We start from the raw sequence: 15263 nt of genomic DNA on the forward strand, positions 1-15263 counted from the left end.
GCTTCTAAGAAAGCAAAGTACGCTTACCAAGAATCCCTTTAACGAATGCCAAGTTTTCTAAGATGTTTTCTTTTGGTAAAGGAAATACGCTTCAATTAATGTTTTTGCAGCAATAGGTAAGGCACGTTCATCAATATCGAATTTCGGATGATGATGTGGGTAGTCATTACCTTCTTTATGTGCTCCAGTGAAAAAGTAGGCTCCGGGTTTTGCTATTGTATAGTAGGTGAAATCTTCCCCACCCATGACAGGTACAACTTCTTCAGCTGTATGGATTTCATCAATATTTTTGCTTGCTTCTAACACTAGTTCTGCTTCTTGTTCGTGATTAACTAATGGTGGATAGCCTTTTACATAATCAAATGTATAGGAAGCATCGTTGGTGACACATACACCTTTTATGATTTTTTCCATCTCTGTTATTACTTCTTCTTGGATATCGGTATTCAAATAACGAACTGTGCCAACTAATTTTGCTTTATCTGCAATAATGTTAAAGGCATCTCCGGCTTCAAATATCCCGATCGTAACGACCGCAGTTTCCAAGGGATCAATTCGTCTAGAAACTATTTGTTGAAGCTGTGTTATCAATTGTGATGCAATAACGATAGCATCTTTTGTTTCGTGAGGGTACGCGCCATGACCACCTTCACCTTGAATGGTGATTTCAAACCGATCGGCACCTGCCATGAAGACATTTTTGGATGTTTGCATAACACCTAATGGAGTAGTTGCCCAAAGGTGTGTGCCAAATACTGCGTCTACATGATCCAGTGCACCTGATTCAACAATTGGCTTTGCACCACCTGGAGCATATTCCTCGGCATGCTGGTGTACAAATTCAATTGTACCGGGTAGATCCTCTTGAAATGACTTCATTGTTTTAGCAAGCATAAGTAATGTTGCCGTGTGCCCGTCATGTCCGCAAGCATGCATAACCCCATCTACTTTTGATTTATATGGAACGTCTTTTTCGTCCTGAATTGGTAATGCGTCAAAGTCAGCTCTAAGCGCTACCGTTTTTCCAGGCTTACCCCCTTTTAGTGTAGCAATAACCCCGTTGCCACCAATTTTTGCTTGATAGGGAATTTGAAGCTCTTCGTAAAAATCAGCGATATACTTGGCTGTCTTTACTTCTTTAAAGGAAACTTCAGGATATTGATGTAAATATCTGCGGGTTTCCACCATTTCAGGAAATAATGAGTCAATTTTATGATGAATATCTTTAAGCAAAAGTAGGACCTCCTCGAATTAAATTTCATACTATTATAACATTTATTCCAATGCATTAAAAAGGATGACTTTCAATAGTCATCCTTTTTAAGTAGATTGGATAGTATAAAACTTTCTTATCTACATAAGTGTAACTAAGGCTTTCACTATTAAGGCTTGGTGATAAGCCTTAGTTTTCTAAAAGGGGGGCACATATATTGTTTGTGTTTAAGCTAGTCTTGGATCTTCTAGTAGGCGTTCTATCTCTTCTTTATGATGTGTTTCATCCGCTATTAAGTCTTCAAGTTTAACAACAAGCTCTGTATAACCTAATGACTCTGCTTGTTTTTTTCGTTTTTCATAACGCTCGATCGTATCTGTTTCAGATTTCTTTGTTGCTTCGAGCAAGTCTTTAACATCTGTTGGTTGTGGAACTTCAGCTGCTTTTGTTGTTGGTGTACCACCTAATGATTTCACTTTTTCGGATAGGTACAAAGCGTGACCTAATTCGTCCTGAATTTCACTTTCGAAAAAGGGTTTTAACGCAGCTCGGTACAAACCTGTAACAACAGATGCGCTGTACGTATACTGAATTGCTGCTCCATATTCGTGTGCTAAGTCTTCGTTTAGACCATCAATTAATTCTTGTAATTCGTTATTCATTATTGTATCCCAACCTTTCCCCTAATAGATATAACAAAAGCTAGAAGTGCCTTGAAAGACACAACAAGCATAAGAGAATCGTGTAGTGTGGATGCCTTTACCCAAGTCGAACTACGTATGTTTCGGGTGTCTAGGCGCTGAAGCTGAAAGTAGCTCACACAATTCATAAATTAACCCATACTCCAAAATTTAGTTTCTTAGGCAAGCACGTAGATACTTTTCCCATTATTTGTTTTTTTAAAACACTTTTTACGGTAATATTTACGAATAGAGACCTTTTCTGAGAAATTAAAATAGTATGTAAATGTTTATAGATGGAAGGGAGTTATACCAAAATGTTACCTAAACGCCTTTATATTATTTTATTCTTACTTATTCTTGTGTTAGCAACAATAGGTGTTTGGATTGTGAAAATTGTAAGAGGAGATGTCCCATATGTGGATCAGTGGACGAGATCCCTTGTTGATACGTTTCCAGAAACACCTACATATACATTTTTCCGAACCTTAACCAACCTGGGATCCGAACCTTTCATGTATCCCTTTACAATCATCGTTGCTATTCTTTTATGGTGGTTATTCCGGGACTGGCTCCCAGCATTATTTTTTGCAGGTGGAACATTAGTAAGTCATTTATTTAATAAATTAATTAAGGTTCTTGTCGACAGAGATAGGCCATCTATTTTAGTTGATGCGAATGCAGAAGGACATAGTTTTCCATCTGGTCACGCTATGATTACACTAGTTTGTTATGGTTTATTAGCCTATTTTATAACGAAGAAAATTAAGTCTAAGAAAGCAATAATGGTAGTACAGGTTTTCTTTGCACTACTAATTTTTCTAATAGGTATTAGTCGATATGTCATAAATGTACACTACTTAACGGACATAGTAGCGGGCTTTATGATTGGCTTTCTATGTCTGCTTGGCTTTATTTATTTGTATGAATGGATCCAAAAGCGAAAAGCTCAGTCTTAGGGCTGAGATCAAAGTGTTCTGAAGACGGTTTCTCCTCAATTCGAAAAAAACTACGCTATAAGTAAGCTAAAATGGAGGGGGATTTTTAATGGGAACAGTCGTCAGTGATAAGCAACAGGTAAAACTACCTGTATTTAAAAAGCGAAATTTTGTACTTTTGTTTATTAGTGCCTTATTTTCATCTCCAGGATACTTTGTATATCTAATTGGTGCAGAGTGGCTTATGCTATCATTAACGGATAATCGCTTTTACTTCGGGATGTTATTTCTTGCGGCATCCATACCGAGGTTATTGTTGTTAACAACTGGTGGATTAGTAGCAGATCGCTTTAACAAACGAACGATACTATTTTTCTCCGATTTATCACGAGCTCTGTTGATTTTGGCTTTAATTATCTTTATTATGACGGATTCTATATAGCTGGTTTGTTTGGAATTTCGGATGCATTTAGCTATCCTGCACTTAATTCGTTAACACCTATTCTTTTAAATGAGGATCAATTGCAACGAGGGAATTCATTTATTCAAATGACAACACAAATCAGTCCCATATTTGGGCCAGCACTTGGTGGAACATTAATAGCTCTTTTAGGTAGGGAGTTTTTACAGTAGCTTTGTTCATGCTGATCATTGCTTCAGTTGCAGTATGGTTCATTAAATTGCAGGAAAAGCCAGAGGAAACGGAGAATCATTCTCCTTGGGAAGATTTAAAAGAAGGACTTCAATATGCACGAAAAAATGAAGTAGTCATTTCTATTGTTATGATGGCATTATTTTTAAACTTCTTCTTTTCAGGTTCATTTTCAATCGGAATGCCAATTATAGTAAAGGATATCTTTCAAGGTAGTGCAGTTAGTTTAGCGATTATTCAAATGTCAATGGGCATAGGAGCACTTATTGGTGCAATTGTATTAGCTTCGATTAAGCTAAAAAGGCCTGGTGTTGTCATGATTGGAAGTCTCATTGTCTTAGCTATCCTTTACACAGCAACAGGATTTTCCGTTCATTTAATGATAACAGCAGGACTTGTAGCTATTATGGCATTGATGACTCAGTTAGTTAACATTCCTTTAATCACCATGCTTCAACAAACAACTGAAAAGCGAATGCTCGGACGGATGATGAGCTTTTTGATGACTGTTTCTACAGGTCTAATACCAGTTTCATATGTTGCTACATCCTTCTTAATAGCAGCAGGTATTGGAATACAGACTATAATTATCGTAAGTGGTGTGAATGTTACATTACTTGCTGGGTATAACCTAAAAAATAAAAAAATTCTTTCATTCCGATAGATGGGGGGGACGAAAATGATGAAAAATGGTTTTGTTAGCTATTTATTTGCAACCATTTTAATTGTGCTCGGTGCAGTGTTAGTTTTAGACAATATTGGTGTAACAACGTTTAACATAGAAAATGCTTGGCTTTATATTTATCCCATTCTTTTTATTGTATTTGGTATAAAGTGGATGGTCGATAAAATAAGGTATAAAGGTGGAAGTTGGGTTCTTGGGTCATTTTTCTTTATATTCGGTACGTTAATTATGCTTGGTCGTTTTGATGTAATCGAGTTTGCCTTTAAAGATATCTTTAAACTATGGCCACTATTAATTGTATATTTTGGTTTTCTGTTTATTAGCCATTCAAATGGTAAGAAAAAAATTTATGTGGATACCGGAAACAATAAGTCAAAAAAATCTTATACTGGTGGATCATCTTTTTCAGTAGGAAATCATGAATTCAATCAACCGAACTGGAAAGTGGAACCGATGAATTTAAATAATTTAGCTGGAGATTTTTATTTTGACTTTTCCAAAGCGTTCATACCTGAAAAAGAAATACCGATTACGATTAGTGCACTAGCTGGGGATGTTCACATATTAATACCAGAGAATGTTGATTTTCGAGTAAATGCATCCGTAAAAGCAGGTGATATTGTTGTAGCTGGTCGGAATGTCGATGGCATAAACCGATCCCTTAGGTTTAAAACAAACGAATATGAAACTGCAGTAAGAAAACTAGATTTTACGTTAAAACTAAAAGCTGGATCTATCCGAGTAGATTATGTGTAAGGGGGAAAGGTTCTATGCTGAAACGTCTTAGCAGTATCCGTTATAGCTATATTCGCTCCCATTTGCATGGTGTATTTTTAACAACGCTCACATTGTTATCCATATTATTATCCATATACGTTCTAATTGCTCCAAATTGGCTAAATGCGGTTAGTATTTTTGTCTTTATTTTATTTTATGTAATGTTGGCAGTGGTGATTTCTATATATGCTGGGTTCAAGTCAAGTGGAGAACTTAAAGAACGTCTAGATTATCTTTCCGTTCTAATCACACAATTTTCCAACGGAAACTATCATTCTCGAATCTATTTCAATGAAGATGATGAAATTACAAGGATTGCTAATGAATTGAATAAATTAGGTGAAAGACTGCAGGATCAAGTAAAGTCTTTACAGCGTATGGCTGATGAAAAAGCGGATTTTGCAAAGTCAGCACATAAAGCAGCAACGATAGAAGAACGACAACGTCTGGCACGTGACCTTCATGATGCGGTTAGTCAACAGCTATTTGCGTTAACCATGATGTCTGAATCAGCATTAAGGCAATTTGATAAAAATCCTGATGTTGCAAAAGATCAGTTAAAGGATGTAGCAAACAGTGCCTTACAAGCACAAACTGAAATGCGTGCGCTCTTACTACATTTACGCCCTGTTCACTTATCTGGAGAGCCATTGCCAATTGGGATTAGGAAGTTAGTCGAGGAGCTTAAGCAAAAAAGCACATTGGATTTTACAGTTGTGATTGATGAGAAGTTATCCATAACTGAAACAACGGAGGAGCATGTATTTCGAATTATCCAGGAATCCTTTTCGAATACATTACGTCATGCAGCTGCTACGGAAGTGAAATTGGAAATCTCTTTACGTTCTAATGAGTTATTTATTTTTATAAGTGACAATGGAAAAGGGTTTAATGTAGATGAAGACACAAGCCGCAAGACTTCATACGGACTAAAAACGATGAAAGAACGAAGCGAAGAATTAGGTGGAACATTTAAAATCCGTTCCATCCAAGGAGAAGGAACAAACATTGAAATCCGAATTCCTTGTTAAGGGGTAGAATGTATATAATGATAGCGATGTAAATCTGAATATAAAAATAGCCATGTCCAGTTTCATCGCCCAACGATTAGTGGACTTCCCTCGACTTCGTACGATAAGTCAACATCGATTCGCTATCGCTTATCGTGTTTCCTTCATATCCTACTTCTCAGTCTAGTCCATACGTCGTTAAACGGGCGTTTACACTTTTAGATCAAGGAGGAAGTATATGATACGGGTAGTTGTGGTGGATGATCACGAGGTGGTACGTAAAGGTATTGTTGCGTATTTACAAACGGAGGATGACATAGAAGTTTTAGGAGAGGCATCCAGTGGTAACAAAGGTGCTGCAATGATTTTGAATATGAAACCAGATGTCGTATTAATGGATTTAATGATGGAAAATGGGAATGGAATTGAGGCAACAAAGGTAGTGATGAAGGAATTACCAGATTGCAAAATTATTATTCTAACAAGCTATTACGATGACAAGCAGGTATTTCCAGCAATCGAGGCAGGGGCATTTAGCTATATGTTAAAGACATCCTCCGCCAAAGAAATTGCACAAGCAGTTAAAAATCCGGGGTTGGGGAAAATGTTATCGAACCAAAAGTGGCAGGTAAAATAATGACTAGTTTCCGTACAGAGCCTAAAAAGGCACATGAACATCTGACAGAACGTGAACTAGAAGTGCTATTATGTATTGGTAACGGGATGACAAACCAAGAAATAGGAGAAGAACTTTTTATTGGAATTAAAACCGTTAAAACACATGTAAGTAATATTTTATCAAAATTAGAAGTGCATGATCGTACACAGGCTGCTGTTTACGTACATCGGAATCAATTGCTAAAACAAGAGGAATAAGCTGTGAAGATTCAATTTGAAACATTCCTTTTGTGTTTAATAGATTCTATTTGTATAATACGAATGTAGACAAGTAAGAGAGGAATACGATTATATGACAAAAGCGAGTACAAATACGCAAGAAAACCTATTATTATTTATCTGGGCACAATCTTTTGTTGCTCTACTAGGTAGTTTGTTTTTCTCAGAAGTAATGGGTTATATACCATGTGAACTTTGCTGGATTCAACGGATCTTCATGTATCCATTAGTTGTTATTTACGGGGTGGCAGCCATCAAAAAAGATGTTTCTATAGCGTTGCCTGGGTTAATATTAAGTGGAATTGGTATGCTCGTATCTATTTATCATTATTTAATTCAGAAAGTACCTGTATTCCAAGAAGCAGGTGATGCTTGCGGACTTGTTCCATGCAATGCTGCATACGTGAACTACTTCGGTTTTATCACCATTCCGTTTTTGGCAGGAATCGCTTTTATCACTATTTTTGTACTTCATCTCATTTTATGGAAACAGCAGAGGGGGAAATAGTCTATGCAAAAGAAAATGCTTATTATTATCGGTGCAATCGTTGTTTTATTTGGCGCACTATACTTTGTAATTGATTATAAAAACAACCAGGCACTTGATAATAATGATAATCCATATGGTAAAGATAATCTGAATCAAGCGACAATTGATCAACTCGATGATCCAGATTATGGTAATCAAATAGTGCCAGAAGAATTAAACGAGGAAATCGATAGTGGCGATCCTGTAACCGTATATTTCTATGATCCAACATGTCCTCATTGTCAGGCAACCACACCAGATCTTGTACCATTAACCGAGGATTTAGGTATTGATATGAAAAAGTACAATCTATTGGAGTTCACGAATAACTATGGGATCGAATCTACACCAACACTTGTTCATTATGAAGAAGGAAAAGAAGTAGCCCGAATCATTGGCCAACGTACTGACGAAGAGTTTACAGCATTTTTTAATAAATTCGTATTGAATTAATTAATATAATAGGCTGTTTTACACGCATTGTTGTTATATGGCTGTTTTTGTAAAGTTTGTTTCTTTTGAGAGAATAGATATATACTGCGACGTAACTTGATGTGACGGTTAACCTACCGCTGCGGAAATACACTTCGCTTTCACCCATCCGGGTACAAGTGCGACATCTGCTTCGTTTCACTGCGCAGTGTCTTCTACCCGTGGGCGGCTGATGAGCCTCCTCGAGCTAACGCTCTCTGGGGTCTCAGGCTAGGCCTCTGCTCCCACAGGATAAGGAAAGCTACATAGCTAGACATCGCACGCAGAAAATCGGTTTGTATTTTCAAGGAGTCTACGTGTATTTCCTCCGCTGTTATTTCCGTTACTGTCGTGGGATTGTATTAGTATTAATAAAACATCATACCAGTCAGGGTGAGCGGAGGGCGGTGACTCCTGCGGGAACAGCACGTGTCCGAAGACCCCGCAGAGTGGTTTTCTCGAGGAGGCTGAGGCCGTGCCCGCGGAAAGCATCCGCCCGTAGCGATCCCAGACGGCAGCAATAGCGAGCGTTCTTAGAAATAAGCCTAAGTTACGTCGCATTTTACATCAACTATGAAGATATAAAAAGCTAACTAGATTTGCTAGTTAGCTTTTTTGGTTAGATAGAACTCGGGTGCTAAATTTTATCCGGGTCAAACATATGGTAGCTCGTCACAAAGGGTCTGTCAGCAAAATAAGCAGGCGGCTTTGTATCTTGATTTTTGTGTGTCTCTTTGAATTTCTTAGAATTTTTCCAGTTATCAAAGTCCCCTTCAGTTCGCCACTGGGTTAAGACAACATACGTGTTTCCTTTTTTCGGTCGCAGTAGTCTAAATGCTTGGAATCCGGGCATTCCATCTACTTCCTTTTCTCGTTGTTTGAACTTTGATTCGAACATGGCTTTTCCATCATCCGTTACTGGAATGTTATTCATCACGACATATCCTTTTTCTTGTAAAGTTCCGCTTTGACTTAATACTTCATACGCTCTTCCAGCTGAAAATACTTTTTTCTTATGGTCTTCATAGTAAGCTAGTGTACTAGTACCACTATTCATTAGAAAGAAATCGATTGTTGGATACTTATCATTCAACTTTTGTAAAAAATCAAGTGTTCCATTTGTCATGAATGCATTCATGTTTTTACCCCTTTCTTACCAAGTCATCATACCTTCATTATAGATTCAATAACCAGTAATGGCCAATTTAAAATAAGTATTAAGTAATAAAATATATTACTTTTTAAATGTAGATAACTGTCGTATAATGTACACGGTGGTTGTATGAAACAATCATGTACAGAGGTGAATAAATGAGTAGAAAGAAAAACAAGATGAAGAAGCAGCGATTTTCTTTTACAGGTAAAATAAAATGGTTGTTATTAAGTCTGGGGTTTATTGTTATCTTTGGATTACTAGGTTATACCTTTATTTTATTCGGAGGGTATCTCATTGTAGACGAAGAAGATTTAATTTTGGATGCAGCTACAACAATTGAAACAACAGATGGAACCGTTATTGGAAGTTTATATCATGAAAATCGTACACCAGTTGAACTTGGTCAGGTTCCTGAACATGTACAAGATGCCTTTGTCTCAATTGAAGATAGGCGATTTTATGATCATGCAGGTGTTGATTTTCAATCTGTAGTGCGTGCTGTATATAAGGATATTATTGCAATGGATAAGGTAGAAGGGGCTAGCACGATAACCCAACAGCTTTCCAAAAACTTATTTTTACACAATGATAAAACGTGGATGCGTAAAACGAAAGAAGTAATGGCAGCGACCTATTTAGAACGTCAGTATTCAAAAGATGCGATATTGGAATTATATATAAATGAAATTTATTTTGGAAATGGTATTTATGGAGTAGAAAATGCATCTCAACGTTTTTTCTCAAAATCAGTTACGGACTTAAAACTACATGAAGGCGCCCTAATAGCAGGACTTGCTCAAGCCCCAAATGGCTACTCGCCAATTGAACATCCTGAGCGGGCATTAAACAGAAGAAATATTGTATTACAATCGATGGAAAATGCTGGTGTTATTTCAGCTGAAACCCGTATTCAAGAGCAAGGTAAAACGTTAGGGCTGGATGTATTGGAAAGAGAAGCAAACCCGTGGGTGGAAAGTTACATTGATTTAGTGATGAAAGAGGCATCCGATGAGTTTCAGCTATCTATAGATGAATTAAAACGTGGCGGCTATCAAATTGTTGTTAATATGGACGAAATGGCACAACAGATTGCCTATGAAAAGTTTAATAATGAGGAATATTTCCCAGGCAATACAGAGGGGGCACAAGGTGCTTTCGTTATGATGGATCAACAAACCGGTAAGATTGTTGCAGCTATTGGAGGAAGAGAGTATAAACTTGGTGATTTTAATCGCGTAACTGCAAATCGCCAACCAGGATCTATTATGAAACCATTAGCAGTTTATGGTCCGGCAATGATGAAAGAAGATTACGAACCTTACTCGTTAATACGTGATCAAATGATGGACATTGAAGGCTATACAGCCACCAATTATGATGACCAATACGACGGTGCAGTAACGATATATGATGCACTTGTTGAATCCAAAAATGCTGCGGCAGTATGGTTATTAGATGAGATTGGGATTTCTTATACCAAGTCATATTTAGATAAAATGCAGCTCTTTGTACCTGATAATGGTTTAGCAATAGCGTTAGGAGGACTTTCAGAAGGGCTGTCACCACTGGATGTCATGACTGGATATCGAGCATTTGCCAATAATGGAGAAACAATTAACACCTTTACCATTGATCGTATATATAATCAGGAAAATGAAGTAGCTTTTCAGTCAGAAGCTAACACGACAGAAGTATTCAGCCCTCAGGTCGCTTGGGATATGACAGAAATGCTAGTACGTACGGTGAATGAGGGAACAGCAACATCAGGTGACTATTCAAAAGCATTAGCAGGTAAAACGGGAACGACAGAGCATCCGTTTGTTAATGGTAAAACAAAAGATGCCTGGTTTGTCGGGTATACGCCACAATACGTAAGTGCTATGTGGATGGGGTATGATAAATCAGATCGGGAACATTACCTTAATGGTGGAAGCGAATACCCAACAAGGCTAACGAAAGCAATTCTTAGTGAAATGGATAAACAAAAACCGTTGGATGCGGCCTTTGAAAAGCCGGTAAATGTACAAGAACTACCCGAACCAATCGAACTTCCCGATGTGACAGTAGCTGAGGCACAATACACGTTTGGTGGTTTTTCCTTCTTAAAAGGAAAGTTAACGTGGACCGGAGCCGAAGAGGAACGGGTTGTTTACCATATCTATAAAGATAAACCTGGAGTAGATGAACGAGTTGGAACAGTTGAAGGTGAAACAGTGTTTATAATCGATAACGTAAACGTACTTAAAACCGAAAAATATTATGTGGTTCCTTACGATCCTTTAACAAAATTAGAAGGTAAGAAATCAAACACTGTCGAATTGTCCCTATAAATGGTACAAATTAATGACAATGTAGGTGGTTTAGTGTACATGATTAATGGAAATCGATATAGTTAGACTAGGTTTAAGTAGGTAAAAAGGGTGAGAAAAATGTCAAAACAAATCAATGATACGATTTTGAAGGCGTACAAAGGTGAAAAAACGGATTATACACCGGCATGGTTTATGCGCCAAGCAGGAAGGTCCCAAGCAGAATATCGGGAGTTAAAAAAGAAATATTCTTTATTTGAAATTACACATCAGCCTGAACTATGCGCGTACGTGACACGTTTACCTGTCGAGCATTATGGTGTTGATGCGGCAATTCTGTATAAAGATATCATGTCCCCACTTCCTTCACTTGGAGTGGATGTTGAAATTAAATCAGGTATCGGTCCGGTAATTCATAATCCAATCACAAACTTTCAGGATGTAGAAAAATTAGGAATGATTAATCCAAAAGCAGATGTTCCATATGTGTTAGAGACGATTCGTATTTTAGCAGAGGAACAGCTTGATGTACCATTAATCGGATTTAGTGGAGCGCCATTTACATTGGCAAGTTATATGATTGAAGGCGGACCATCCAAAAACTATGCTAAAACAAAGGCATTTATGTATAGTCAGCCTGAAGTATGGTTTGCATTAATGGACAAGCTTGCTGATATGACGATTACGTATGTAAAAGCGCAGGTTGAAGCTGGAGCACGGGCCATTCAAATTTTTGATTCATGGGTAGGAGCTCTTAACGCTGAAGATTATCGTGTGTTTATTAAGCCTGTTATGAATCGGATATTTTCTGAATTGCAGGATGAAGATGTGCCATTAATTATGTTTGGTGTAGGCGCTCGCCACCTGTTACTTGAATGGAATGATTTACCAGTCGATGTTATTGGTTTGGACTGGCGTACGTCTATAACGGAAGCGCGAGAGATGGGCGTTACAAAAGTCTTACAAGGAAATCTGGATCCGGCGATTTTAATATCGGATTGGAAGACGATTGAAACGAAAACAAAATTAATTTTAGATGAAGCGATGGAACAAAAGAGTCATGTGTTTAACTTAGGACATGGTGTGACACCAGATATTAACCCAGAGACGTTGAAAAAACTAACGGAGTTAATCCATACTTATTCTAAATAATAATTTATAGCATAGTAGGGGTGTTGGAAATGGGAACAAAAACAATTGGATTACTTGTGATGGCGTATGGTACTCCGTATAAAGAAGAAGATATTGAACGGTATTATACACACATTCGTCACGGAAGAAAGCCAGCTGAAGATGCATTACAAGATTTAAAAGACCGTTATAAAGCAATTGGTGGTATTTCACCACTAGCAAAAATTACTGAGCAACAAACAAAAGCAATAGAGGATACCCTTAATGCTTCACAGGATGAATATGAATTTAAAGCATATATTGGTTTGAAGCATATTGAACCTTTCATAGAGGATGCCGTTGAACAAATGGCAAAGGATGGTGTTGAAAAGGCTATATCACTTGTGCTTGCGCCGCATTACTCTACGTTCAGTGTAAAATCATATAATCAGCGAGCAATTGATGAAGCCGAGAAATTTGGTGTAACGTCCATTTCTTCTGTTGAAAGTTGGTACGATGAACCAGGCTTTGTTCAATTTTGGGCAGATCAAATCAATGACGTTTATGGACAAATGTCTGCTGAAGAACGTGAAGAGGCGGTACTAGTTGTTTCTGCGCATAGTTTACCAGAGAAAATTCTGCAAGATGGTGACCCATATCCAAAACAATTGGAAGAGACCGCAAGACTTATCTCAGAAAAAACAGGGATTGAGAATTATGAACTTGGCTGGCAAAGTGAAGGAAATACACCAGACCCTTGGCTTGGTCCGGATGTACAGGACTTAACACGTGATTTATTTGAACAGAAAGGCTACCGTACATTCGTCTATGCTCCTGTAGGGTTTATTGCGGATCACTTAGAGGTTTTATTCGATAATGACTATGAATGTAAAGTTGTTTGTGATGAAATTGGTGCAAACTACTACCGTCCTGAAATGCCAAATGTACATCCACAATTTATCGATACTCTAGCTAACGTCGTATTAGAAAAAGTGCGTGAATCGTAATGAGCGAAACAAAGAAAATCGTAATAGTGGGTGGCGGAATAACAGGTTTATCTGCTGCATTCTACTTACAAAAGGAAATAAAAGAAAAGCAATTAGACTACGAAGTGAAACTAGTTGAAGCAGGGGATCGCTTAGGTGGTAAAATTCAAACAAAGAGAAAAGATGGATTTACCATAGAACAAGGACCTGATTCCTTTTTAGCTAGAAAAAAGCCTGCTGTTAAGCTTATCGAAGAACTAGGGATGAGTGATCAGTTAGTTCGAAATGGAACAGGTCAATCCTATATTTTAGTCGATAATAAACTTCATAAAATGCCTAGTGGAGCTTTTATGGGAATTCCAACACGAGTCCGACCATTCTTATTCTCTGGAATCTTTTCACCAAAGGGTAAATTGCGTGCAGGGTTTGACTTTATTCTGCCAAAAGGAAAAGAAGTAAGCGATCAGTCACTTGGTGTTTTTTTTCGTCATCGTTTTGGTAATGAATTGGTTGAGAACTTAATCGAGCCATTGTTATCGGGTATTTATGCAGGTGATATTGATGATATGAGTTTAATGGCAACATTCCCTAATTTCTATCATGTGGAACAGGAGCATCGAAGTCTTATTAAAGGACTGCAAAAAACGATGCCTAAACCAAAGAAGTCTACTGGTAAAAAACCAGGAATGTTCTACTCGTTAACTAATGGGTTGGAATCAATAGTTGAACAAATCGAGAACCAACTTGATGAAGGTATCGTGTCGTTAAACACTGCAGTAGATCATATAGAAAAGAAAGAGCATGGCTACCATCTGCTTTTGAGTAATGGAGAGGCATATAAAGCAGACGCTGTTATTATGGCGACTCCACACTATACATTGTCGAAAATGTTTAGCCAATATGACTTTTTCGATACATTTAAAGATGTGCCAGCCACATCGGTTGCTAATGTAGCAATGGCTTTTGATAAATCAGCCATTACCAAAGATATTGATGGAACAGGTTTTGTTGTATCCAGAAATAGTGACTTTCGGATAACGGCATGTACGTGGACACACAAGAAGTGGCCAGCATCAACCCCTAATGGAAAAGCACTACTGCGCTGCTATATCGGTAGACCAAGTGATCAATCTGTTGTTGATTTATCGGATGAGGAAATAAAGGAGATCGTTTTAACCGATTTAAATAAAACCATGAATATCACACAAGCACCAGAATTTAGTGTTATTACGCGATGGAAAAACGCAATGCCACAATACACGGTTGGACATAAAGAGCGCATTAAGAAGGTACGTAATGAAGCAAACAAACAGATACCTGGAGTGTTTCTAACAGGTAGTTCATATGAAGGTATAGGTGTACCAGACTGTATTGATCAAGGTGAAAAAGCGGTCTTAGATGTACTAGAATTTTTAGAAGCTTAATAATGGACTGGATTTGAACGATTTATCGTTTGAATCCAGTCTTTTTTGGTAGATAGGAAATTATAAAAATAGGAGCCTGTAGCTAATTTATTAACTATTTAAGCCACGTCCAGCTCCAGCGCCTAGACACTATTGGACTTCCTGCTCCTTCTTGCGATAAGTCAACATCGATTCGCTTAGCTAAGGAAGATCGACTAACTTCAGCGCGGCAACGTCGCCCCACCCGCGATACGCGGGCGCAGTCCATACATCGCTAAATGGGCGCTTGTGCTTTTGTTCCTGGCTCTATAATATTTGTTGGGTTATTCATATTTACAATCGAATGGACTTCTTAAAAAGAGTCATCGGAAAAATATTTATTTAACGTACTTCCGAAAGAAGTCTCCCTCTTCAAGTGTGTGAAGGACGTAGCCCAACGGTAAGGGG

The 15263-nt window shown here is 37.8% G+C and carries 15 protein-coding genes and 1 pseudogene; 13 read left to right on the forward strand and 3 right to left on the reverse strand.

Annotated elements, in window-relative coordinates:
- Positions 1-57 precede the first annotated feature (57 nt).
- Together ACFQ3N_RS04420 and ACFQ3N_RS04425 are read right to left on the reverse strand one after the other, a co-directional pair.
- Complete coding sequence (locus ACFQ3N_RS04420; protein WP_390359942.1) at positions 58-1233, reverse strand: M20 metallopeptidase family protein; 1176 nt, start codon at positions 1231-1233, stop codon at positions 58-60.
- A gap of 207 nt (positions 1234-1440) precedes the next feature.
- Positions 1441-1875: a ferritin-like domain-containing protein gene (locus tag ACFQ3N_RS04425; RefSeq protein ID WP_390359944.1), complete on the reverse strand. Its 435-nt coding sequence runs from the start codon at positions 1873-1875 to the stop codon at positions 1441-1443.
- A 335-nt stretch (positions 1876-2210) separates the two neighbouring features.
- On the opposite strand from ACFQ3N_RS04425, the gene ACFQ3N_RS04430 reads away from it, so the two are divergent.
- The 9 genes and pseudogenes from ACFQ3N_RS04430 to ACFQ3N_RS04470 all read left to right on the forward strand — a co-directional run bounded on the left by ACFQ3N_RS04430 (position 2211) and on the right by ACFQ3N_RS04470 (position 7834).
- Positions 2211-2852 (forward strand): phosphatase PAP2 family protein, encoded by a 642-nt coding sequence (locus ACFQ3N_RS04430; protein WP_390359946.1) that lies wholly within the window; start codon positions 2211-2213, stop codon positions 2850-2852.
- Positions 2853-2940: 88 nt separating this feature from the next.
- Positions 2941-3273: an MFS transporter gene (locus tag ACFQ3N_RS04435; protein WP_390359948.1), complete on the forward strand. Its 333-nt coding sequence runs from the start codon at positions 2941-2943 to the stop codon at positions 3271-3273.
- A gap of 5 nt (positions 3274-3278) precedes the next feature.
- Entirely contained in the window at positions 3279-3464 is a 186-nt protein-coding gene (locus tag ACFQ3N_RS04440; protein WP_390359950.1) for a hypothetical protein, read from the forward strand.
- 8 nt (positions 3465-3472) lie between these two features.
- A complete protein-coding gene (locus ACFQ3N_RS04445; protein ID WP_390359952.1) occupies positions 3473-4147 on the forward strand; it encodes an MFS transporter in 675 nt (224 codons plus the stop codon).
- Positions 4148-4162: 15 nt separating this feature from the next.
- On the forward strand, positions 4163-4924 hold the full coding sequence (gene liaF / locus ACFQ3N_RS04450) for a cell wall-active antibiotics response protein LiaF (protein WP_390359954.1): 762 nt from the start codon (positions 4163-4165) through the stop codon (positions 4922-4924).
- 14 nt (positions 4925-4938) lie between these two features.
- Positions 4939-5976: a sensor histidine kinase gene (locus ACFQ3N_RS04455; RefSeq protein ID WP_390359956.1), complete on the forward strand. Its 1038-nt coding sequence runs from the start codon at positions 4939-4941 to the stop codon at positions 5974-5976.
- 217 nt (positions 5977-6193) lie between these two features.
- Positions 6194-6831, forward strand: a pseudogene (locus tag ACFQ3N_RS04460) (response regulator).
- A gap of 94 nt (positions 6832-6925) precedes the next feature.
- Entirely contained in the window at positions 6926-7360 is a 435-nt protein-coding gene (locus ACFQ3N_RS04465; RefSeq protein ID WP_390359958.1) for a disulfide oxidoreductase, read from the forward strand.
- Positions 7361-7363: 3 nt separating this feature from the next.
- Positions 7364-7834 carry a thioredoxin family protein gene (locus tag ACFQ3N_RS04470; protein WP_390359960.1) on the forward strand — a complete coding sequence of 157 codons (471 nt, stop codon included), beginning with the start codon at positions 7364-7366 and terminating at the stop codon, positions 7832-7834.
- A gap of 655 nt (positions 7835-8489) precedes the next feature.
- Here ACFQ3N_RS04470 and ACFQ3N_RS04475 read toward each other — a convergent pair.
- Entirely contained in the window at positions 8490-8990 is a 501-nt protein-coding gene (locus tag ACFQ3N_RS04475; protein ID WP_390359962.1) for an antibiotic biosynthesis monooxygenase family protein, read from the reverse strand.
- A gap of 173 nt (positions 8991-9163) precedes the next feature.
- On the opposite strand from ACFQ3N_RS04475, the gene ACFQ3N_RS04480 reads away from it, so the two are divergent.
- From ACFQ3N_RS04480 to hemY, 4 genes are all read left to right on the forward strand, one after another.
- Complete coding sequence (locus ACFQ3N_RS04480) at positions 9164-11338, forward strand: transglycosylase domain-containing protein (protein ID WP_390359964.1); 2175 nt, start codon at positions 9164-9166, stop codon at positions 11336-11338.
- A gap of 99 nt (positions 11339-11437) precedes the next feature.
- Positions 11438-12469: a uroporphyrinogen decarboxylase gene (gene hemE, locus ACFQ3N_RS04485; protein WP_390359966.1), complete on the forward strand. Its 1032-nt coding sequence runs from the start codon at positions 11438-11440 to the stop codon at positions 12467-12469.
- Positions 12470-12498: 29 nt separating this feature from the next.
- Positions 12499-13434, forward strand: coding sequence for a ferrochelatase (gene hemH / locus ACFQ3N_RS04490; protein WP_390359968.1), 936 nt, complete (start codon positions 12499-12501; stop codon positions 13432-13434).
- Positions 13434-14837, forward strand: a complete 1404-nt coding sequence (hemY, locus tag ACFQ3N_RS04495) for a protoporphyrinogen oxidase (RefSeq protein WP_390359969.1) — start codon at positions 13434-13436, stop codon at positions 14835-14837. Before hemH ends, hemY begins: the two co-directional genes overlap by 1 nt.
- Positions 14838-15263 lie beyond the last annotated feature (426 nt).

The organism is Virgibacillus byunsanensis (assembly GCF_042675965.1).
Classification (GTDB): Bacteria; Bacillota; Bacilli; order Bacillales; family Amphibacillaceae; genus Virgibacillus_R; species Virgibacillus_R byunsanensis.

Bases quoted from the DNA above. Each gene is read 5' to 3' on its own strand.
- ACFQ3N_RS04425 (WP_390359944.1), bottom strand. From the start codon at position 1,875: ATGAATAACGAATTACAAGAATTAATTGATGGTCTAAACGAAGACTTA.
- ACFQ3N_RS04430 (WP_390359946.1), top strand. From the start codon at position 2,211: ATGTTACCTAAACGCCTTTATATTATTTTATTCTTACTTATTCTTGTG.
- ACFQ3N_RS04435 (WP_390359948.1), top strand. From the start codon at position 2,941: ATGGGAACAGTCGTCAGTGATAAGCAACAGGTAAAACTACCTGTATTT.
- ACFQ3N_RS04445 (WP_390359952.1), top strand. From the start codon at position 3,473: ATGCTGATCATTGCTTCAGTTGCAGTATGGTTCATTAAATTGCAGGAA.
- liaF (WP_390359954.1), top strand. From the start codon at position 4,163: ATGATGAAAAATGGTTTTGTTAGCTATTTATTTGCAACCATTTTAATT.
- ACFQ3N_RS04455 (WP_390359956.1), top strand. From the start codon at position 4,939: ATGCTGAAACGTCTTAGCAGTATCCGTTATAGCTATATTCGCTCCCAT.
- ACFQ3N_RS04465 (WP_390359958.1), top strand. From the start codon at position 6,926: ATGACAAAAGCGAGTACAAATACGCAAGAAAACCTATTATTATTTATC.
- ACFQ3N_RS04470 (WP_390359960.1), top strand. From the start codon at position 7,364: ATGCAAAAGAAAATGCTTATTATTATCGGTGCAATCGTTGTTTTATTT.
- ACFQ3N_RS04475 (WP_390359962.1), bottom strand. From the start codon at position 8,990: ATGAATGCATTCATGACAAATGGAACACTTGATTTTTTACAAAAGTTG.
- ACFQ3N_RS04480 (WP_390359964.1), top strand. From the start codon at position 9,164: ATGAGTAGAAAGAAAAACAAGATGAAGAAGCAGCGATTTTCTTTTACA.
- hemE (WP_390359966.1), top strand. From the start codon at position 11,438: ATGTCAAAACAAATCAATGATACGATTTTGAAGGCGTACAAAGGTGAA.
- hemH (WP_390359968.1), top strand. From the start codon at position 12,499: ATGGGAACAAAAACAATTGGATTACTTGTGATGGCGTATGGTACTCCG.
- hemY (WP_390359969.1), top strand. From the start codon at position 13,434: ATGAGCGAAACAAAGAAAATCGTAATAGTGGGTGGCGGAATAACAGGT.